The following is a 19,112-nucleotide window of genomic DNA, read 5'->3' as shown; positions in this document are numbered from 1 at the left end:
CTTCCTACACGCGCCCGATGAACTGCGAAATCACCCGCGCCGTGTAATCCACCATGGGAACGACCCGGGCATAGTTGAGGCGGGTGGGTCCGATGATGCCGAGGACGCCGATGATCTTCTGGTCACGATCACGGAACGGAGTCGCGATCATCGACGAGCCCGAGAGCGAGAACAGCTTGTTCTCGGCGCCGATGAAGATCCGGACACCCTCGCCGGTTTCGGCGCGGTCGAGCAGCTCGATGACCTCGGTCTTGGTTTCGAGATCGTCGAACAGGAGGCGGATGCGTTCGAGGTCTTCGAGCGCCGTCAGGTCTTCGAGGAGGTTGCCCTGACCGCGCACGATGAGACGACGGTCACCTTGAAGGCCTGCCCATGAGGCGAGACCCGCGTCGACCACGCGCGCCGACAATTCGTCGAGTTCGGATTGCGCGGCGCTCAGCTCCGTCTCGATCTCAGCCCGGGCTTCCGCAAGCGTCCGGCCCTTGATCCGCGCGCTGAGATAGTTGCCGGCTTCGATCAGGGCCGAGGCCGGCAGGTCGCGCGGCGTCATCACCACCCGGTTCTCGACCGAGCCGTTCTCGGCGACCAGCACGGCGAGCGCGCGTTCAGCATCGAGGCGGACGAATTCGATGTGCTTCAGCCCTGGATTCTCCTTACCGGTCACAACGACGCCGGCACCGCGGGTCAAGCCGGACAGAAGGCCCATGGCTTCGGACAGCGCGCCGTCAAGCGTGCGGGCCTGCGAGGCGGCTCTGAGCTCCGCGTCGATGCGTCGGCGCTCACTCTCGCCGAGATCGCCCCATTCGAGCATCGCATCGACGAAGAAGCGCAGGCCGAGATGGGTCGGCAGGCGACCGGCGCTGGTGTGCGGCGCGTAGATCAGGCCGAGCTGTTCGAGCTCGTACATGACGTTACGCACCGAGGCTGGCGACAGGCTCGTTGGCAGGAGCCGGGACAGGTTGCGGCTGCCGACCGGTTCGCCGGTCGACAGATAGGAATCGACGATGCGCTTGAAGATGTCGCGCGAGCGGACATTCAGGGTCGAGAGGGCCGTGGTGGCTTCGAGATCGCTTCGCGGCTTGAATACGGTGGACATGAGAAGAGGATGCGTCGGCTGGCCGGGCGTTTCAAGCCACTTGCGGTTCGGATGGGGTCCCTTGGGCCATTTGGCTCGGAACCCGCCGGTTTACGGCGCGACGCATGAACCGAGCAGCCGCCCGGACATCGCCTCCCATGTGGCTTCCACCGCGACGGCCCCAGCCTGGCGCAGGGCTGCGTCGTGTCCGGCCTGAATATGCGCGCCGCCAGTGAAGCCATAGGGGGTCATGCCGGCGGCACGGGCCCCCTCGATGCCGAAGGCAGAATCCTCGATCACCACGCATCTTGCAGGATCGACGCTCATCGAGGCGGCAGCGAACAGGAATAGGTCCGGGGCCGGTTTGCCGCGAACGACCTGATGAGACGAAAAGACGCTGTCGCCGAAATAGCTGGCGAGACCCGTCAGCGCGAGGCTCGTTGCGATGCGTTCGGGATGGGATGAAGAAGCGACGCAGCGCTTGGGGCCGGTTACCAGATCCAGAACATCGAAAATCCCCGGCATGGGTCTAAGCGAGGCCTCAAAGGCGCTGCGGGTCGCCGGCCAGAGGCGCTCTGCCACATTGGGCGGGATCTCTCGGCCGGTCTCGGCCGCGATCCGCCGGAGGGTGTCGAGCTGTTTCATCCCGAAGCAGCGCAGGATCATGGACTCCGTGGCCGGGATGTCGGCCTCGTTCAACACGCCGCACATGGCCCGGATCGCGAGCATCTCGCTATCGACCAGCACACCGTCACAATCGAAGATAATCAGGTCGCAACCCGTGAATGTCCGCACAATCTCCGCCCTGCCTCGCGTCGAGACCTAACCGAGATTGAAACCTTGATCCAGGCGATCCGACGTCGAAGCTCCATCAGGAGAAAGTTTCGCAGGCACAAGCCGGCTGGGCGTTCCTGTGTCGGAGCCGCGTCCGATCCCGGGATCTTCGCGCGACGACCTTGTCGACCGAGGCTCCGGTTCCGGATCTCAGCTTCGGCTCGTCAGAATGAGGACGCGAGGCCCTCCAGCGGCTGTGAAAGGTTTTGCGTCACGCGGCCTTCGTGGGTTAAGGCTCCCCTGCCTTTCCCGTTACGCCCCGAGCTCTCCCATGCAAGCCCGTGTCACCGTCACTTTGAAAGCCGGGGTTCTCGACCCGCAGGGCAAAGCCATCGAAGGCGCTTTGCGGTCACTGGGGATCGACGGGATCGGAGCCATTCGGCAGGGCAAGCTCTTCGATGTCGACCTCGGTGCGGCGGATCCCGCCAAGGCGCAGACGGTTCTGACGCAAGCCTGCGAGCAACTTCTGGCCAACACGGTCATCGAGGATTACCGGATCGAGCTCGACGGAACGCATTCGTGATCTCGGCCGTCGTCACGTTCCCGGGGATCAATCGCGAGACGGATGTCGCCCGCGCGCTGACGAAGGGAACGGGCCGCCGCCCCACAATGGTGTGGCACGCCGAAACGGCTTTGCCGCAGGGCACCGATCTCGTCGTGTTGCCGGGTGGCTTCTCCTATGGCGATTACCTGCGCTGCGGCGCCATCGCGGCCCGGGCTCCGATCATGGATGCGGTGCGGGCGCATGCGGCGCGCGGTGGACTGGTGCTGGCGATCTGCAACGGATTTCAGATCGCCTGCGAGGCAGGCTTGTTGCCGGGCGTTCTGGTCCGCAACCAAAACCTGCGCTTCCTGTGTCACTTCCAGCACGTCCAGGTGGAGCGGACCGATACGGCGTTCACGCGGCGCTTCGCGGCGGGCGAGGCCGTGAAATTCTGTGTCGCTCACGGCGAGGGCAATTACACGGCCGACACTGACACACTGGAGCGGCTCGAGGGTGATGGTCGCGTCGCGTTCCGCTATTGCAATGCCGCCGGCGAGACGGGTGGACAATCCAACCCGAACGGCTCGGAGCGGAACATCGCCGGCATCTATTCGGCCGACCTCAACGTGCTGGGCCTGATGCCCCATCCAGAGAATCTGATCGATCCCTTGGTGGGTGGCACGGATGGGCTGCGATTGTTCGAGGCGCTGGCAGCTTGACGGCGTTCCAGCTCGGGCTCGGCAGGGGAATCTCGTAGGCTTGGCGGATTACGTACGGTGAGCCCGCATCTTCTGGGTGACCCTTCGCGGTTTTCCGCCCTCGGAGCATCCACCTATGCCCTTCAATTCGGAGTGTCGGATGCTGAAGGCACGATCGAAAGGGAGCCACGTCTGATCTCCTCCCGCCTCTGACGATCTCGCAACTGCCCCAGAACCGTCAGGAGCCGTGGAGGAAGAACTCCATCGATCTGGTCGGCTTCGGAAGCTTGCTTCTCGCGCGACGATCGCATCGTCGTTTCCTTGACCGTCTCGGCCCAAGAGTTCGCGAATTCCTTATAGCTGCTCGGGACCCGACTCGCGTCGATCCCGTCGCCGGCGTGGGGCAGCACGGGAGCATCCATCTTTTCGTCTTCGAGAAAGGCTGTCAAAAATGTTCGAAGAAGAGTCGGATTTGACGCCGCCTGTCCGGTCAACGCACGCTCGTGGTCTTTGACATCCCGCCTCTTGGTACTGCGCTCCGTGTCGACCGAGATGATCGGATATGGTCGGCTGCTGATCACGCCTTTCAGAGGTTCCCGTCCATGAAAGACAAGCTTGTCTTGAAACATGCGCAACTTCGTCGCTTCACAGAGCAGCAGACCCAGTTCGGCAGACACAGCGAACCTGTCAGCCGCCGCATACTGGGCGACGCGAAATCCTGAATCGATGTCCTTACCGAGAAAATCGAAATCACCGGGGCTGTTGTCGGCCTGGGTCTCGAATTCCTCGTCTATATAGTCCAGACTGGCAGCCCCGCGCGTTCTTCCCGCCACCTCGACGGTCACATTCGGCGCCGGGAACGCGGCGACCCATCCCGTTCCCTTCACGTCCAATGCGTTGATCGGCTCCAGGATCCTGCCGTAGGCATCCAGCGATCTCAGGAATGACGTCACGCACCAAGCCAGATGCGTCACGTCCATCAATTTGCAGCAGAAGATGATCTCGTCTCCCACTGTCTTCCACAGTTTCGGGACAAACTCCGCGTGCCCTTCTGCTGAATGTGGATCGGCGATGCTGCGGAACTTCGAGGCCAAAATGTCTGGAAACTGCCGGTAGAACTTCCTCGTCTCGTTGACCCAGACCGGATAAGGGTCGCTTGTTCCCTCCCCACCGCGACCGGCCTTGAACACAGTCGACCCGACGAGATCGACAGACAGAAAAAGTCTGACGCGGTAGCGTGGGCACTGGGGCATACTCATGCGACCAAACTCCTTTTTCTGAGCTCAGCCGCCGACAGGCTCACCGCAAAGAGTCCGGCAACTCCTGGTAGTTCCATCCGCAGGCACGCGGCCCTGAACTTCGCTTCGGGCATCAGGAAGGCGGCGGCGAACCAATTCGCCTCCCACTCCCCCAAAATTTGCGACGGATCGGTTTCGTCGACCCAACGCGACACCACCATGGTCTCACCGATATGACGTTCGGTGAACAGGGGATAATGAAGAAAGAGGTGCCCAAGCTCATGGGCGATGGTCAGACGGTCGCGTTCCGAAGAATTCATCTTCCCCAGATAAATGGTGAAGCTTTCGGACGAACGGATGGCAATTGACTCGGGGGGTTCGTTCCCTGACGAGACTGGATTTCTATATTCGATCGTGCCGCCCAGATCGGCCACCACTGGCTCGAGTGCGTCACCAGGGTTGAACGAGAAGATGCCGGCGATCTCTTCGGCATAGCCCTCGATCGCTGCCCTAGATGCCCTAACGGGCGCCAGCGAATGGCCGGACAGGTTCGTGGACAAGCGCGGATCCTCGGTGAGGTTCGGCGAAAAGGCCCGCCGAGCCGCCTTATTCGGCAAATGACGGATGCCTTGCAAGCGGAGACAGGCATGAACCGCATCGTCGCGACGTTGGTCGAATTGCTTCGCCGATGACGGCGTCTTCCTCTTCTCGCTTAGAAAACAAAGACATGAACATGGACTCATGGCCCAGAAGTTCCGCAAGGCGCCGACCGATCCCGTTCAAGAAGGAGCTCGGAGAGCCTGCCTTCGGGGAGCAATATGGCACTGGACAGCAATGGCATGCCGCCCAGCGGACATACGCTTTCGTCTGACCTCATGCCCCGCCCCGCCTCAAAGCATCTTCAGGTCGCGCGGGCTCCGCCACTCGAATGGAGGTCCTCCGCCGACTGGCTGCACCATCGAACTGCACGTCCGATCTGGCGGCGAGGAACCAAAGTTCAGAATGCTTCTAAGAAAGCAATTCACAGATTACATCCATTCTAAGGTATCAGTTTTCTAGTATTCGCCGTCCTCATCTTGATCTCGCCCATCGCCTGATCTACAAGTCCGTCACCCCGAAGAGGAGACGGTTCGGTGCTTGTTGCCTATCTGATCATGCTACGCGAAGGCATCGAAGCGGCGCTGATCGTCGGGATTATCGCCGGCTACCTCAAGCAGACCGGCCGCGAGAGGTGGATGCCGTCCGTCTGGCTCGGCGTCGCTCTGGCACTGGCTCTCTGCGTCGTCATCGGTGTGGCGTTGAACTACACCAGCGGCGAATTTCCTCAGAGGCAGCAGGAGTTTTTCGAAGGCGCGGTCGCGGTCGCGGCCGTGGCCATCCTGACCTCCATGGTCTTCTGGATGAAGAAGGCGGCCCGCTCCATCAAGGCCGAATTGCAGCACTCGGTCGATGCCGCACTGCGCCCCGGCGACCGGCAGGGTTGGGCTCTGGTCGGCATGGCCTTCCTGGCGGTCGGCCGCGAAGGACTGGAATCGGTGTTCTTTCTTCTCGCGACATTCCAGCAGAGCGTCGGGCCCGGCGTGCCGGTCGGCGCCGCATTGGGCCTGCTGACAGCGGTCGGGATCGGCGTCGCCATCACTTATGGCGGAATGCGCCTCGACCTGCGCCGGTTTTTCCGTTGGACCGGCGTCTTTATCATTTTCGTTGCTGCTGGCCTCCTTTCAGGCGCCTTGCGGGCATTCCATGAGGCGGGCCTCTGGAACGGCCTGCAGGAGCGAGCCTTCGACCTCAGCGGAATCCTGCCGGTGGACAGCGTTCTCGGCACGCTCCTGTCGGGTCTTCTCGGCTATCAGGACTCGCCCGCGATCGGCGAGGTTCTGGCCTATGTCGTTTTCCTGGTCCCGGCCCTGATCCTCTTCTTCACGCAAAGCCGTCCCGTCCGCTCGCCGCGTCCGGCCTGAACCTTTGAAAGTCCTCTCCATGCAATGTCGGTTGGCTATTAGCCTGGGCATCGCGGCCATCACCAGCATGGCCGCAACGGCCGCTCGGGCCGACGATCCGCCGTCGGTCAACGTCACCATTACGGCGAAGGGCTGCGAGCCTGCCAACCTCACGGTCGGCGCAGGCAAGACCGTGTTCCTGATCAAGAACGACAGCAGCCGCGCGATCGAATGGGAGATCCTGCAAGGGTACATGGTGGTCGAAGAGCGGGAGAACATCATTCCCGGCTTCGTTCAGAAGCTCACCGCGACCCTCGATGCGGGTGAGTACGGCATGACCTGTGGCCTGCTCAGCAACCCGAAAGGCACCTTGAAGGTCACGGCCAAGGGAGGCTGACATGGGAGATCACACGAACCGACCGCCTCGGGGTTGCCCGGCCCATGCGTTGCTGGACGCAGCTCCGGCCTGTCCGGGTCGCCGTGGTCTGCTGCTCGGCCTTGGGCTCGGCGCCGCCGGTAGCGCGCTTGGTCTGACACCAGCCACGGCAGCGCCTGCCCCCCTGGCTGTTTCTCAGCCCACCGTCGAGAATGACGGGACACAGGACATCCAGCCCTTTTACGGCGCACACCAAGCGGGCATCGTCACGCCGCAGCCGGCGGCGGCTCTGTTCGCGGCCTTCGATGTCGTCGCATCCGACAAGGACGAACTCGTCCGGCTGATGCGCCTTCTTACCGACCGCTTCGCTTTTCTGATGCAAGGCGGCGTGGTGAAACAGGTCGACCGCAAGCTGCCCCCGGCCGATTCAGGGCTGATGGGCGATAAGGTTTTCCCCGATAACCTCACCATGACGGTCGGTGTCGGCGCCTCCTTGTTCGACGACCGTTTCGGGCTCGCCGACGAGCGCCCCCGCCATCTCGTCACCATGACGCAGTTTCCGAACGATGCGCTCGAGGAGGCGCTCTGCCACGGTGACCTGCTGATACAGATCTGCTCGAACACGGCGGAAACCAACATCCATGCCCTGCGGGATGTGATCAAGCAGACCCCCGACCTGTTGAGCTTGCGCTGGACCATGGACGGGTTCTTGCCGCCTCATACGGTGAAGAAGCTCGGCCGCGACACGGTGCGCAACCTGCTTGGCTTCAAGGATGGCACGGCCAATCTCGATGCCCGCGACGACCACCTCATGGACAGAATCGTCTGGGTCGACGGCCGCGACGCCGAACCGGCCTGGGCGGTCGGCGGCAGCTACCAAGTGGTCCGCAAGATCCGGATGCTCGTCGAGCGCTGGGACCGCACGCCGTTGGGCGAGCAGGAAACCATCATCGGCCGGTCCAAGATGGACGGCGCACCGCTCGGCCAGACCGGCGAGCGCACCGTGCCCGATTACGCCGCCGACCCGAATGGCGACAAGGTCCGGCTCGACGCCCATATCCGCCTCGCCAATCCCCGCACACCCGAAACCGACGCCAACCTCATTCTGCGGCGCCCCTACAATTTCGCGAGCGGCTTCACGAAGGCGGGCCAACTCGACATGGGCCTGTTGTTCGTCTCGTTCCAGGCGAATCTGGCGGCCGGCTTTCTCGCGGTCCAAAGCCGCCTCAACGGCGAGCCGCTCGAAGAATATATCAAGCCTGTCGGCGGGGGCTATTTCTTCACCTTGCCGGGCGTGTCCACCCCGGGCCGCTACCTCGGCCAGCCCCTGCTCGAACGCACGACATGAGCCGGGGGTCGGCTCATGTCGTCTCGTTGCGCGCGGCCCACCACGCAAGGGCACAATAGGCTGACAGCAGGACGACGTCGCTGGTGATGACTGCCGCGGGCCCAGGCAGGAAGTCGGGCGCGAGCGCCACCACGACGACATGGCCCAGGATCGTCGCCATCCAAACGGCCGCACCCCAGGGCGCCACGAGCCAAAGACCCACGGCGGCCACGAAATCGAGAACGCAGAAGAAAAACAAGGCTGCGATATGCAGCGGCGAGTCGCTTGACATGATCGCACCGCTTGGGTCGGTCAGGACATTCGTCCATTGAAGCAACCCCTCGGCGATCCAGAGAACCGCGACGCAGCGCATGAACACGGACAGGCCGGTGCCGAAGCGCGACTTCGTTTCCCGCGGCCGGGCACCGACGGAAATGGGCGGCATCGGCGCCAAGGTTTGCACAAGACGGTTTGAAGTCTTTTTCATCACCGACCGCGGCGCACGCAATGCCGAAGACGTTCCGGTTCCGGCAACATGTGAATGGGCCCGCTTCGTGAAACCAACCTGGGTGCTGTAGAGCAGGTTCGGCAGCGAGGAAAGCGAAGTCCGCCGCGCCTGCGCGACACAGGTCCTGGTGCCATGGCGGTGCGCCTGTGCTAGATCGAATCAATTCCAAGGTGGCAGGGAGTTGACGTGTGGCGTTCCCCTTGAATCCGATCGGCTCATATCCGCCCGCCGAACCACCCACGCAAGGCGCAGGGCTTGGCCTCGTGCACCGTCCGCGCCGCAACCGGAAATCGGATTGGGCGCGGCGCCTCGTGCGTGAAACGACGCTGACCGCCGACGATCTGATCTGGCCGGTCTTCGTCATTCCCGGTGAAAGGACACGGGTTCCGGTGCCCTCGATGCCGGGGGTTGAACGGCTTTCGATCGACGAAATCGTGCGCGAGGCCGAGCGGGCCCGCGATCTCGGCATCCCGGCGATCGCGCTGTTCCCGTTCACCGAACCCGAGTTGCGGGACGCAACCGGGTCCGAAGCCCTGAACGATCAGAACCTCGTCTGCAAGGCCTGCCGGGCGATCCGCCGGGCCATCCCGGACCTCGGCCTCATCACCGATGTGGCGCTCGACCCTTACACGAGTCATGGCCATGACGGTCTGCTCGACGACGAGCAGATCCTCAATGACGAAACGGTCGCGGTGCTGGTCGCCCAGGCGCTCAACCAGGCCCGCGCCGGGGCCGACATCATCGCGCCGTCCGACATGATGGACGGTCGCGTCGGCGCGATCCGGCGCGGCCTCGACGAGGCGGGTTTCCAGCACGTCCAGATCATGAGCTACGCGGCCAAATACGCCTCGGCTTTCTACGGGCCGTTCCGCGACGCGATCGGCACAAGTGCGACGCTGAAGGGCGACAAGCGCACCTACCAGATGGACCCGGCCAATGGTGCCGAGGCCTTGCGCGAGGTCGCCCTCGATCTCGCGCAAGGCGCCGACATGATCATGGTCAAACCTGGCCTGCCCTATCTCGACATCGTCCAGCGTGTGAGCAGCGAGTTCGGCGTGCCGACCTTCGCGTATCAGGTGTCCGGCGAATATGCGATGATCGCGGGGGCGGCGCGCAACGGCTGGATCGATGGCGAGCGCGCCATGGTCGAAAGCCTCATCGCCTTCAAGCGAGCGGGAGCCCGTGGCGTTCTGACCTATTTCGCGCCGGCCGTCGCCGCCCTTCTGAAGGCGTGACGGCGAGCATTCTTCGCGCGCTTTTAGGTCTGTGCCTGGCGCTGCCGCTCTGTGGCTGCGGCGCCGCCCCGGATGCGGATCAGTTTCGCCTGTGTCGGATCGCCCTTGTGGCGCTTGCCGAGCGCGATGCCGTTCTCACGGTCGTGAAGCAATCCGCCGTCGATGCGAAGAGCGAAGTGACGGTCATTCAAATCGCCGCCCGGTCCACGATGCCTGACGGACGGAGTGATCCGGTCTTTGCCGAATGCCGCTTCGGACGCGCCGCAGCGGGTCTCGATGCGCTTCAAGGCATCCGCACAGGGGCCGGCACCCTGTCGCCTGTCAGCCTACAACTGCTCACCCGATTCTGGCTCGCCTCGCCGGACAGCGACGGCGCCGATCCGCAGCCGGTCGCTCTCCTGCCCGGTGCCCCCATGCTGCGACTGCCGCTTGCCCAGGCTCTGCAGAACGGCCTGGGAGCCCTGCCCGGCATGGCCATCTATGGCTTGCTGGCCACCGCCTATTCGCTCGTCTATGGGCTTGCGGGCCGCATCAATCTCGCGTTCGGCGCCATGGCGGCCATCGGCGGCGCGGCAAGCCTGACCGGTCTTGGCTTCCTGGCCGATCCTCCGCTCGTCATGATGATCCTTGCCGCGGTCCTTGCGGCCCTCTGGGCCGGCACGCTGCACGGGGTGGCGCTGGCCCGTTGGGTGTTCCTGCCGCTCGGCCGGGTCAGCGGTCAGCACGGCCTGGTGGCGACGGTCGGTCTCGCGCTCGTGCTCGGAGAATATATCCGTCTGGCACAGGGCGCGACGCCGCTGTGGATCGCGCCGCTCCGCGCGGCCCCGATCGGCGTGGCGCAAGCGGATCGATTCATCGTCACCGTCACGCCTTTGGCGCTGGCGGTGACGGCCATCTTCGCGGCCAGCGCGGCGGCGGTTCTCATCCTGATGGCGCGCAGCCAGTTCGGACGCAACTGGCGCGCCATGGCGGACGACCCAAAAGCAGCGGCACTCATGGGTGTCGATCCCGTCCGCATGTTCGGCACGACCTTTGCGCTCGCCTCGGCGCTCGCCGGTGCCTCCGGCGCCATGACGGTGCTGATCTACGGCAGCTTCGGGGCCTCCTTCGGGACCGTTCTGGGCCTGAAGGCGCTTCTGGCCGCGGTTCTCGGCGGCATCGGGTCGGTCCCCGGCGCCTTTCTGGGGGGCGTGACGATCGCGCTCCTGGAAGCGGCATGGTCGGCGGTCTTTCCCATCGAGTACCGCGACCTCGCCCTGTTCACGATCCTTGTGGCCGCCCTGGTGACCCGGCCGGGCGGGTTCCTGGGGTATCGCGATCTCGGCCCGCGCCGGGTTTGAGCGTCGCGGCAACACAGTCATCGCCCAACATCTTGCCGTGTTGGGCGACCCCATCCACATTAGCCCCGTAGATGTCCGATCGAGGATCGACGATGAGCCAAACCTCCATCCGCTGGTCGCAACCCCTCCAGCCGTTTCCCATGCGCGGGCGGGCGGGATTGCCGGTCGGCGCCCTCGATAGCGTCCGGACCCGGCGCATCCTGGCGGTCTGCTTCGACTTCATCGCGGTGTCGATCTTCTCCTTCGGTCTCTGGTTGGCCCTGTTGGTGCTGACCCTCGGCTTGTCGCTCGTCCTGTTGCCGCCGCTGTTCCCCTTCGTGGCCTTTTTCTACAATGGCTTGACGGTGTCAGGGCGCAAGATGGCGACGCCGGGCATGCGAGCCATGGGCCTTGAGATCCGCACCAATGATTCCGGCGACCGCGTCACCTTCCTGGCAGCGGCCGTTCATGCGGTCCTGTTCTATTTCAGCTGGATGTTTCCGCCGATCTTCCTGTGGTCGCTGTTTTCCGAGGACAAACGGTGCCTGCATGATGTCTTCGCGGACGTGATCGTCGTGCGACGAATTTAACGTCGCGCGCGGCTGACGCGTTGACCGGAACCTGCTAGCCTCCCATGACCACTCACAGGAAACACCGAGCGTGACGCGCGAGCCTCGCGATGCGCCACAATTCTATCTTACAGCCCCCTCCCCCTGCCCGTATCTCCCGGGCCGGGAGGAGCGGAAGGTGTTTACCCACCTGATCGGCCGGCGGGCGACAGGGTTGAACGACACGCTGACGCAGTCGGGCTTCCGGCGCTCGCAAACCATCGCGTACAGGCCGGCCTGCGAAGGCTGCCGGGCCTGTGTCTCGGTGCGGGTGTGCGTCAATGAATTCAAAGTGAGCAAGAGTTTCCGGCGTGTGCTCGACCGCAACAGCGACCTGATCGGCCGCGCCGTCGAACCGCGCCCGACCTCGGAGCAATACGGCCTCTTCCGGGACTATCTCGCGGCCCGTCATGCCGAAGGCGGCATGGCCGACATGAGCATCCTCGACTACGCCATGATGATCGAGGATTCACATGTCGAGACCCGCTTGGTCGAATATCGCCGGCGAGGACCGGACTCGGGCTTTACCGGCCGCGGCATCGGGCCTCTCGTCGCCTTATGCGTCACCGACATTCTGGCCGATGGCCTATCGATGGTCTATTCCTTCTACAATCCCGAGCTCGCCGACCGTTCGCTTGGAACGTTCATGATCCTCGAACATATCGAACGCGCCCGCTCCCTCGCCCTGCCGCATCTCTATCTTGGCTACTGGGTCGAAGGGTCTCGCAAGATGGGCTATAAGGCGCGCTTCCTGCCACAGGAACGCCTCGGATTGAACGGGTGGGAACGGGCGGGCTAAGGGGACAGAGGCCTGAAAACACTACCCTGTGAAGAGGTTGTTCCTAGGGAAACCTTTTGGCGGGAGACGGCCAACCTCGCCTCGGTGACCAAGCCACGGCATAAGATCGTCGCCCTTCACGGTCCAGATTCGGCCTGAAGTATCCTTCCAAGTGAGGCCCTCCGCCAGAGCGAAAACTTTGCCGTCCGACAGGCCTCCTTCTTTGTAACGCTGCAGCCGCATCCCCTTGCCGCGCGTCATCTGTGGCACCTGGACAATGGGGAATACGAGAAGCTTGCGGTTGTCGCCGATGATCGCGACATGGTCGCCCCGCGCCGGCACCACAAGCTTGAGGCGTGCCGGCTTGTCCACCCCCATGAGGCTCTTGCCCTTGCGGGTACCCGAGATCATGTCGTCCTGTGAGACCATGAAGCCCCGACCGTCGGTCGCCGCGACCAGCAGGTTCGTGCCGGGTTCGTAAGGCCGCACGGCGACAACGTCCTCGGCCTCGTCGAGCTCGGCCATGAGGCGGATCGGCTCGCCCGCCCCCCGGCCGCCCGGAAGCTTCGCGGCATCGAGCGTGAACACCTTGCCGTCGCTCGAAAGCACCAGAAGGCGCGCGGTCGATTCCGTGAAAAAGGAAGTCCGAAGCTTGTCGTCACCCTTGAAGGTGACGGCCGCAAGATCTGCGACATGGCCCTTCATGGCCCGGATCCACCCCTTCTCAGAGACCAGCACCGTGACGGGTTCCCGTTCGGTCAGGGCTTCGCTCAAAGCCACCGCATGGATCTCGGGCGCGTCCTCTAAGGATGTGCGCCGCCGGCCGATCGCGGTGTCTGGACCGTAGGCCTTGCGGATGTCGCGGATCTGCTTGGTGATCGTCTTCCACTGCGCGGCCTCGTTGCCGAGAAGCGCATCGATCGCATCGCGTTCGGCGATGAGCTTGTCGCGCTCGGCGCGCAATTGCATCTCCTCGAGCCGCCGCAAGCTGCGCAGGCGGGTGTCGAGGATGTAGTTTGCCTGCACGTCGGTCAGGCTGAAGCGGGCGATCAGGGCCGGCTTCGGCTCGTCTTCCTCGCGGATGATGCGAATCACCTCATCGAGGTTGAGGAACACGACGACCATGCCTTCGAGCACTTCGAGGCGATGCACGATCTCGGCGCGGCGATGGCGGGAGCGGCGGATCAGCACCGTCCGGCGGTGATCGATCCATTGGCGGAGCGCCTCCGGCAGTCCCACCACGCGTGGCACGATGCCGTCGACGAGCACGTTCATGTTGAGCGGCACGCGCGACTCGAGTTCGCTCAGCCGGAACAGGCTCTCCATCATCATGGCCGGCGAGACGGTGCGGGCCCGGGGCTCGATGACGACGCGGACATCCTCGGTCGATTCGTCACGTAGATCGGCGACGAGCGGCAGCTTCTTGTCGTTGAGGAGTTCGGCCAGCTTCTCGATCAGCCGGGATTTCTGCACCCCATAGGGGATCTCGGTGATGACCGCGACCCAACCGCCCTTGCCAAGATCCTCGGTGATCCAACGCGCCCTGACCCGGAACCCGCCGCGGCCCGTGCGGTAGCTCTCAAGGATCGACGACTTGGAATCGACAATGATGCCGCCGGTCGGAAAATCGGGACCTTGGACATAGTCGAGCAATTCATCGGAACTGGCCTCGGGCTTGGCGATGAGGTGCAGCGCCGCGTCGCAGAGCTCCGCCAGGTTGTGCGGCGGGATCGACGTCGCCATGCCGACCGCGATGCCCTGCGATCCGTTTGCGAGGAGATTGGGAAAGGCGGCCGGCAGAACGATGGGTTCCTGCTTGTCGCCCGAATAGTTCTCGCGGAAATCGATCGCGTCGTCGTCGATGCCTTCTAACAACAACTTGGCGGTCGTCGTGAGGCGCGCCTCGGTGTAGCGATAGGCCGCAGCGGGATCGCCGTCGATATTGCCGAAATTGCCCTGACCGTCGACCAGCGGATAGCGCGAGGAGAAATCCTGCGCGAGGCGCACGAGCGCGTCATAGATCGCCTGATCGCCATGCGGATGAAAGTCACCCATCACATCGCCGACGATCTTGGCGCATTTCTTGAAAGCCGTGGCCGGATCGAGCCGGAGCACCTGCATGCCATAGAGAATGCGGCGATGGACCGGCTTCAAGCCGTCGCGCGCATCCGGCAGCGCCCGGCCCATGATGGTGGAGAGCGCATAGGCGAGATAGCGCTCTTCGAGCGCGGCACGCAGCCCCACCTCGATCGGTTCGGGCGGCGTCAGCGGAGCGGTGGGCGGTGCGGGCATCTTGGCCATGGAGGAGGCCTAGACGATCGGGCAAAAAGCCGCAAGTTCTGTCTTTGTTCTCGCCTGCTACTCACGGCCCAAGAGTGTTGCAGCGCGGCACTAGCGGGGGGAGTCCGAGGCTCCTAGAGCTAGCCGGCGTTGGCCGGCCGTACGGGCCGCGAGAGTTGTAGCGAGCACCTGAACCTGATGGCGAAATCTGCAGTCTTCGGCCTGGCCTCCGGCCTTGCCGTCGTGATTCTGACGTTGATCGTCGTGGCCGTTGTGAACCTGCCCCAGGCCTCGGGCGCCGTATCCGCAACGCGGAGCACCGAGGCGCGCTGCGGCTTGGCAGAAGTGACTCAGGATCAGGGTTACGGGATCGCCAGGACGGTGAAGCGTGAGGTCTGCGAGGCCTTGTCGACGGAGTGATCGAGGAGGCCCCAATCGCAGTGGAACCCGAACCCGTCATCGCCGTTCGTCTCATTCACGAGCATTAACTCGGTTGGGGAAAGCGTCTCAAAGGGGGACAAAAGCGCTCCGCAGTCTACCATTCGCGTAATGCCTCATTGACCAATTGACTCGCTTTCAGGTTGCATTGACATTGCAGCAATGGAGCAGGCCGCGATAAGTGAAAGAAAGGTCACACAGGACGCCGCTCGCGGGATCGGCATAATCCTTGTTGTGTACGGTCATCTCCAGCGCGGGATGCTGGATCTTGGCCTTGGCGCCCATTTCGATCTGATGCGTGCGGCCGATTTCGTGCTCTATACCACGCACATGCCGCTGTTCTTTCTGCTCGCCGGATGGAACGTTTACGCGTCGATCGGTAAGCAAGGGCCTCACGCATTCCTTCGTTCCAGGCCTGCGACAATTCTTTGGCCATACTTCTTTTGGTCGACCATCTTCGTGCTTGCACAACAGATCGCCTCGACAACAATAGCTATCCATCACTCTGCGTCGCTGAGTGCTATTCCAATGGAAATATTCAAGCCAATCGGTATATTTTGGTTTTTGTACTCATTATTTATAGCGCAGGTGGTCGCCGTTGCTTCAAGTGGTAGATCGGTCCTGCTCATGACGATCTGTCTGCTTGCGGATCTGATGCTGTTCGAGATAGGGCCTCTTGCACCCGTTCCAGTCCTCACACAGACGTTGCTGCATTTGCCCTTCTTCGCCTTCGGGTTCATGGCAGCCGAGCGTCAGTTCAAGGTGCCCTACTGGATGCGAGACACAGCGTTTTTAGCGCCAACCCTATGCGCAGCGGTTGGTCTCGCACTGATCGCGTCAGGACTTGGCGCTTCCTGGCCCGTCAGCTTTGCGACGATACCGGCTTCTTGCCTAGGCATCGTGGCTATATTCCTTTTGGCTCAAGCAATCACTCGTACAAAAATGGGAGCCGGCCTTGCCCATATTGGGCAGCAATCCATGGGCATCTATGTGCTGCACATCTTCACATTGCCTGTGTTCGTCAGAATCGCACGGTTTGCATCCCCAGAAATGGACGGATTGACGCTCGCGATCGGAACCGGCTTCGGTGTGGTGGCATCAGTCATGTTCTGTCAGTTGCTCAAATGGTCGGGACTCGATGGCCTCCTTGGCCTCTCACGGCGCCCTGTGCCGTTAGGTTCTTTGGTGAGCCGCTTCCGACAGGTGCAGGCGCGTTGACGCGTAAGTCATAGTCAAATCTCAGGTGTGGTCTGCGACTTGACGGCCAAAACGTTTTCCGCGACGCGGCCGACGCGGCTCACCCGGACTGAGGCGAATTCGGGAGATCCGCGGCGCATGGCGCGCACCGAGAAGAGACATAAATATCGAATTTGGACTATGAATCTCCTTGGAGAGTCCAACCGGCACCGATGACCGGATGGATCTCGCAGAGTGGAGACGTCCATGGGACCCATCCTGATCGTTGGTGCCGGGCCAGTCGGCCTCACGCTTGCCGCGGAACTCGCGCGCTATGGGATCGACGTTCGGCTGATCGATCAGAGCCCCCATGCGACGGAAACCTCGAAGGCGCTCGTCGTCTGGTCGCGCACCCTCGAATTGATGGACCGCATGGGCTGCAGTCAGGGCTTCCTGGAGGCCGGGCTTCGGGCTCACGGCGCCAGTATGCGGAGCGGCACCGCGGTGCTCGGCTTGACGCAGTTCGACGATATCGCCAGCGCTTACAATTTCGCCCTGATGCTTCCGCAGCGCGACACGGAACGCCTGCTGACATCGCACCTTGCCTCGTTCGGCGTCTCAGTGGAACGGCAGGTGACGTTGACGCACTTCGCCGAGGGGGCGACCCACGTCGAGGCGCAACTCAGCCACGCCGATGGGCGCGAGGAAACGGTGACGACGCCCTGGCTCCTCGGGTGCGACGGCGCCCATAGCACTGTGCGGCACGGCCTCACACTGGATTTTCATGGATCGGCCCAGGGCGACGACTGGATGCTCGCCGACGTCCGTCTGGAGGGTGAGGGCGCACCACCGCCGGATCAGATCGCCACCTACCTTCACCGAGACGGCCCCTTTGTGATTTTCCCGATCCCAGGCGGACGGGCGCGCGTGGTCGCGACCGTCGGTAAAACAGATCTAGCTCACCCTCGTCCCGATCCGACCCTCGCCGATGTGCAAGCCATGGTGGACAGTCGCACCGGGGGAGGATTTCGCGTCCACGATCCCGTGTGGCTTTCGAATTTTCGCATCAACGAGCGAAAGGTGTCCGACTACAGCCGCGGGCGCGTCTTCCTGGCCGGAGATGCCGCCCATGTCCACAGCCCGGCGGGGGGCCAGGGCATGAACACCGGGATGCAGGATGCGTTCAACCTGTCCTGGAAGCTCGCGATGGTGATGCGCGGCCAAGCCAAAGCCGGGTTGCTCGGCAGCTATAGCCCGGAACGATCGGCTGTGGGGGAGATCGTCCTCCGCAACGCGAGCCGACTGACCGATCTCGGCACGCTCAGCAATCCCACCGCACAGGCCTTCCGCAACCTTGCGCTTCGCTTCCTGCTCGGGCTCCACGCCGTGCGGGACAAAATGGCCTCCACTTTGAGCGAAATCGAGATCGGTTATGCGAAGAGCCCGCTCTCGAGCGGACCGCATGCGGGCGATCGCCTGCCTCCCGACCTCTACGATGGAGCTGCGCCTGGTGCGGGGCCTGCCCCGCTCTTCGTTCTCTACGCGGCGGACACCGAGGAAGGCAGCGCACTCGCGGCGCAATTTCCAGCTCTGTTGGAAGCCAAGCCGCGCCAGCCGCCCGATCCAGATCGACTGTTGATCGTGCGGCCCGACGGATATATCGGCCTGTCGGCCGATGCGGAAGCCTGGAACGACGCCAAGCGCTACCTCGAACAATGGGCGATGGTAAAGAGGTGAACACGCATCGAGAGCGCCAGACCGTCAGCTTCGAGCAACTCGAAGCCCTCCTGCGTGACATCTTCTTGGCGCATGGGACATCGACCAACGTCGCGGCGATCCTGGCCCGGAATTGCGCCAGCGCCGAGCGCGATGCGGCCCACAGCCACGGCGTGTTCCGCATTCCAGGCTATGTCTCGACACTGCACAGCGGTTGGGTCGATGGCCGCGCGGTCCCGCTCGTCGAGGATGTAGCGGCCGCGTTTATCCAGGTGGATGCCCGCAATGGCTTCGCCCAGCCGGCCCTCGCCGCGGCGGCCCCGCTCGCCGTTGCAAAAACGCGTGACGCCGGGTCCTGCGTGGTCGGCATCCACGGCTCGCACCACTTCGGCGCGCTCTGGCTCGATGTCGAGCCCTTCGCCGAGCAGGGCCTGGTCGCCCTCTCGGTGGTGAATAGCATGGCGGTCGTGGTGCCGCATGGCGCCACGAAACCAGTCTTCGGCACGAACCCGATGGCCTTCGCGACACCGCGAGACGGCCATCTGCCGCTGGTCTTCGACCAGGCCACAAGCGCGATGGCGCATGGCGACATCAAGATCGCGGCCCGCGAAGGCCGCCTCGTTCCGGACGGGATCGGAGTGGCGCGCAATGGCCAACCCACGCGCGATCCCAAGGCCATTCTCGAAGGTGGAGCCCTCCTGCCCTTCGGTGGCCATAAGGGATCCAGCCTCGCCTTGATGATCGAGATCCTTGCCGCCGCGCTCACGGGGGGCCGCTTCTCGTTCGAGGTCGACTGGTCCGCGCATCCCGGTGCGCAGACACCCTGCACAGGGCAATGCGTGATCCTGATCGATCCCGCGAAGGCAGGCTCCCTTTTAGGGTTCACGCAACGCGTCGAGCGCCTGATCGCGACCCTGCATGACGCCGGTCAGGACCGTCTGCCGGGTGACCGGCGGCACGCCGCACGGGCCCGTGCGGCCCGCGAGGGCATCGCTCTCGACACGCACACCTGGAATGAATTGAACGCCTATGCGGAGGCACCGGGCCGCCCGACGAGCTGACTGCCTGAGTTCCGGGCCGGA

The 19,112-nt window shown here is 63.5% G+C and carries 19 protein-coding genes; 13 read left to right on the top strand and 6 right to left on the bottom strand.

From position 1 onward, the window contains the following. Positions 1–4: 4 nt before the first annotated feature. Together hrcA and M8523_RS08230 are read right to left on the bottom strand one after the other, a co-directional pair. A complete protein-coding gene (hrcA, locus tag M8523_RS08235; RefSeq protein WP_282584360.1) occupies positions 5–1,096 on the bottom strand; it encodes a heat-inducible transcriptional repressor HrcA in 1,092 nt (363 codons plus the stop codon). A 90-nt stretch (positions 1,097–1,186) separates the two neighbouring features. Further along, positions 1,187–1,870 carry an HAD family hydrolase gene (locus M8523_RS08230; RefSeq protein WP_282584359.1) on the bottom strand — a complete coding sequence of 228 codons (684 nt, stop codon included), beginning with the start codon at positions 1,868–1,870 and terminating at the stop codon, positions 1,187–1,189. A gap of 310 nt (positions 1,871–2,180) precedes the next feature. On the opposite strand from M8523_RS08230, the gene purS reads away from it, so the two are divergent. Both purS and purQ read left to right on the top strand, forming a co-directional pair. Continuing rightward, a complete protein-coding gene (gene purS, locus M8523_RS08225; protein WP_282584358.1) occupies positions 2,181–2,432 on the top strand; it encodes a phosphoribosylformylglycinamidine synthase subunit PurS in 252 nt (83 codons plus the stop codon). Then, positions 2,429–3,112 (top strand): phosphoribosylformylglycinamidine synthase subunit PurQ, encoded by a 684-nt coding sequence (gene purQ, locus M8523_RS08220; protein WP_282584357.1) that lies wholly within the window; start codon positions 2,429–2,431, stop codon positions 3,110–3,112. The genes purS and purQ overlap by 4 nt, the downstream gene beginning before the upstream one ends. Positions 3,113–3,234: 122 nt before the next feature. On the opposite strand, the gene M8523_RS08215 is transcribed toward purQ, so the two are convergent. Further along, a complete protein-coding gene (locus tag M8523_RS08215) occupies positions 3,235–4,281 on the bottom strand; it encodes a hypothetical protein (protein WP_282584356.1) in 1,047 nt (348 codons plus the stop codon). Positions 4,282–4,346: 65 nt separating this feature from the next. Further along, on the bottom strand, positions 4,347–4,889 hold the full coding sequence (locus M8523_RS08210; protein WP_282584355.1) for an ImmA/IrrE family metallo-endopeptidase: 543 nt from the start codon (positions 4,887–4,889) through the stop codon (positions 4,347–4,349). Positions 4,890–5,462: 573 nt separating this feature from the next. Here M8523_RS08210 and efeU point away from each other — a divergent pair. Genes efeU through efeB form a run of 3 tightly spaced genes read left to right on the top strand, consistent with a single transcriptional unit; the run spans position 5,463 to position 7,993 of the window. Further along, positions 5,463–6,290: an iron uptake transporter permease EfeU gene (gene efeU, locus M8523_RS08205; protein ID WP_282584354.1), complete on the top strand. Its 828-nt coding sequence runs from the start codon at positions 5,463–5,465 to the stop codon at positions 6,288–6,290. 31 nt (positions 6,291–6,321) lie between these two features. Further along, complete coding sequence (locus M8523_RS08200) at positions 6,322–6,666, top strand: cupredoxin domain-containing protein (RefSeq protein ID WP_282584353.1); 345 nt, start codon at positions 6,322–6,324, stop codon at positions 6,664–6,666. A gap of 1 nt (position 6,667) precedes the next feature. Continuing rightward, positions 6,668–7,993, top strand: coding sequence for an iron uptake transporter deferrochelatase/peroxidase subunit (gene efeB, locus M8523_RS08195; RefSeq protein ID WP_282584352.1), 1,326 nt, complete (start codon positions 6,668–6,670; stop codon positions 7,991–7,993). A 13-nt stretch (positions 7,994–8,006) separates the two neighbouring features. Here the strand turns inward: efeB and M8523_RS08190 are convergent, their stop codons facing one another. Further along, positions 8,007–8,459, bottom strand: a complete 453-nt coding sequence (locus M8523_RS08190; RefSeq protein ID WP_282584351.1) for a DUF6163 family protein — start codon at positions 8,457–8,459, stop codon at positions 8,007–8,009. 230 nt (positions 8,460–8,689) lie between these two features. Here M8523_RS08190 and hemB point away from each other — a divergent pair, with 230 nt between their 5' ends. From hemB to M8523_RS08170, 4 genes are all read left to right on the top strand, one after another. Further along, positions 8,690–9,715: a porphobilinogen synthase gene (gene hemB, locus M8523_RS08185; protein ID WP_282584550.1), complete on the top strand. Its 1,026-nt coding sequence runs from the start codon at positions 8,690–8,692 to the stop codon at positions 9,713–9,715. After that, positions 9,712–11,055 carry a branched-chain amino acid ABC transporter permease gene (locus M8523_RS08180; protein ID WP_282584350.1) on the top strand — a complete coding sequence of 448 codons (1,344 nt, stop codon included), beginning with the start codon at positions 9,712–9,714 and terminating at the stop codon, positions 11,053–11,055. Before hemB ends, M8523_RS08180 begins: the two co-directional genes overlap by 4 nt. 92 nt (positions 11,056–11,147) lie before the next feature. Beyond that, on the top strand, positions 11,148–11,624 hold the full coding sequence (locus tag M8523_RS08175) for an RDD family protein (protein ID WP_428350088.1): 477 nt from the start codon (positions 11,148–11,150) through the stop codon (positions 11,622–11,624). Between the two features lie 70 nt (positions 11,625–11,694). Then, a complete protein-coding gene (locus M8523_RS08170) occupies positions 11,695–12,441 on the top strand; it encodes an arginyltransferase (RefSeq protein WP_282584349.1) in 747 nt (248 codons plus the stop codon). Positions 12,442–12,462: 21 nt separating this feature from the next. On the opposite strand, the gene parC is transcribed toward M8523_RS08170, so the two are convergent. Beyond that, entirely contained in the window at positions 12,463–14,721 is a 2,259-nt protein-coding gene (gene parC, locus M8523_RS08165; RefSeq protein WP_428350086.1) for a DNA topoisomerase IV subunit A, read from the bottom strand. A gap of 177 nt (positions 14,722–14,898) precedes the next feature. Between parC and M8523_RS08160 the strand changes: the two genes are divergently transcribed. From M8523_RS08160 to M8523_RS08145, 4 genes are all read left to right on the top strand, one after another. Then, positions 14,899–15,120 carry a hypothetical protein gene (locus M8523_RS08160; protein WP_282584348.1) on the top strand — a complete coding sequence of 74 codons (222 nt, stop codon included), beginning with the start codon at positions 14,899–14,901 and terminating at the stop codon, positions 15,118–15,120. Positions 15,121–15,300: 180 nt separating this feature from the next. Further along, positions 15,301–16,356, top strand: a complete 1,056-nt coding sequence (locus tag M8523_RS08155; protein ID WP_282584347.1) for an acyltransferase family protein — start codon at positions 15,301–15,303, stop codon at positions 16,354–16,356. 225 nt (positions 16,357–16,581) lie between these two features. Continuing rightward, positions 16,582–18,051 (top strand): FAD-dependent monooxygenase, encoded by a 1,470-nt coding sequence (locus M8523_RS08150; RefSeq protein ID WP_282584346.1) that lies wholly within the window; start codon positions 16,582–16,584, stop codon positions 18,049–18,051. After that, positions 18,048–19,091: an Ldh family oxidoreductase gene (locus M8523_RS08145; protein WP_282584345.1), complete on the top strand. Its 1,044-nt coding sequence runs from the start codon at positions 18,048–18,050 to the stop codon at positions 19,089–19,091. Before M8523_RS08150 ends, M8523_RS08145 begins: the two co-directional genes overlap by 4 nt. Positions 19,092–19,112: the final 21 nt, after the last annotated feature.

Source organism: Lichenifustis flavocetrariae, assembly GCF_026130545.1.
Lineage (GTDB): Bacteria > Pseudomonadota > Alphaproteobacteria > Rhizobiales > Beijerinckiaceae > Lichenihabitans > Lichenihabitans flavocetrariae.
Note: the sequence above shows the minus strand (reverse complement) of the source record. Positions and strands in the feature narration are given on the sequence as shown.

Bases quoted from the DNA above. Each gene is read 5' to 3' on its own strand.
- M8523_RS08150 (WP_282584346.1), top strand. From the start codon at position 16,582: ATGGGACCCATCCTGATCGTTGGTGCCGGGCCAGTCGGCCTCACGCTT.
- hrcA (WP_282584360.1), bottom strand. From the start codon at position 1,096: ATGTCCACCGTATTCAAGCCGCGAAGCGATCTCGAAGCCACCACGGCC.
- parC (WP_428350086.1), bottom strand. From the start codon at position 14,721: ATGGCCAAGATGCCCGCACCGCCCACCGCTCCGCTGACGCCGCCCGAA.
- M8523_RS08175 (WP_428350088.1), top strand. From the start codon at position 11,148: ATGAGCCAAACCTCCATCCGCTGGTCGCAACCCCTCCAGCCGTTTCCC.
- M8523_RS08155 (WP_282584347.1), top strand. From the start codon at position 15,301: ATGGAGCAGGCCGCGATAAGTGAAAGAAAGGTCACACAGGACGCCGCT.
- efeB (WP_282584352.1), top strand. From the start codon at position 6,668: ATGGGAGATCACACGAACCGACCGCCTCGGGGTTGCCCGGCCCATGCG.
- M8523_RS08160 (WP_282584348.1), top strand. From the start codon at position 14,899: ATGGCGAAATCTGCAGTCTTCGGCCTGGCCTCCGGCCTTGCCGTCGTG.
- M8523_RS08190 (WP_282584351.1), bottom strand. From the start codon at position 8,459: ATGAAAAAGACTTCAAACCGTCTTGTGCAAACCTTGGCGCCGATGCCG.
- purS (WP_282584358.1), top strand. From the start codon at position 2,181: ATGCAAGCCCGTGTCACCGTCACTTTGAAAGCCGGGGTTCTCGACCCG.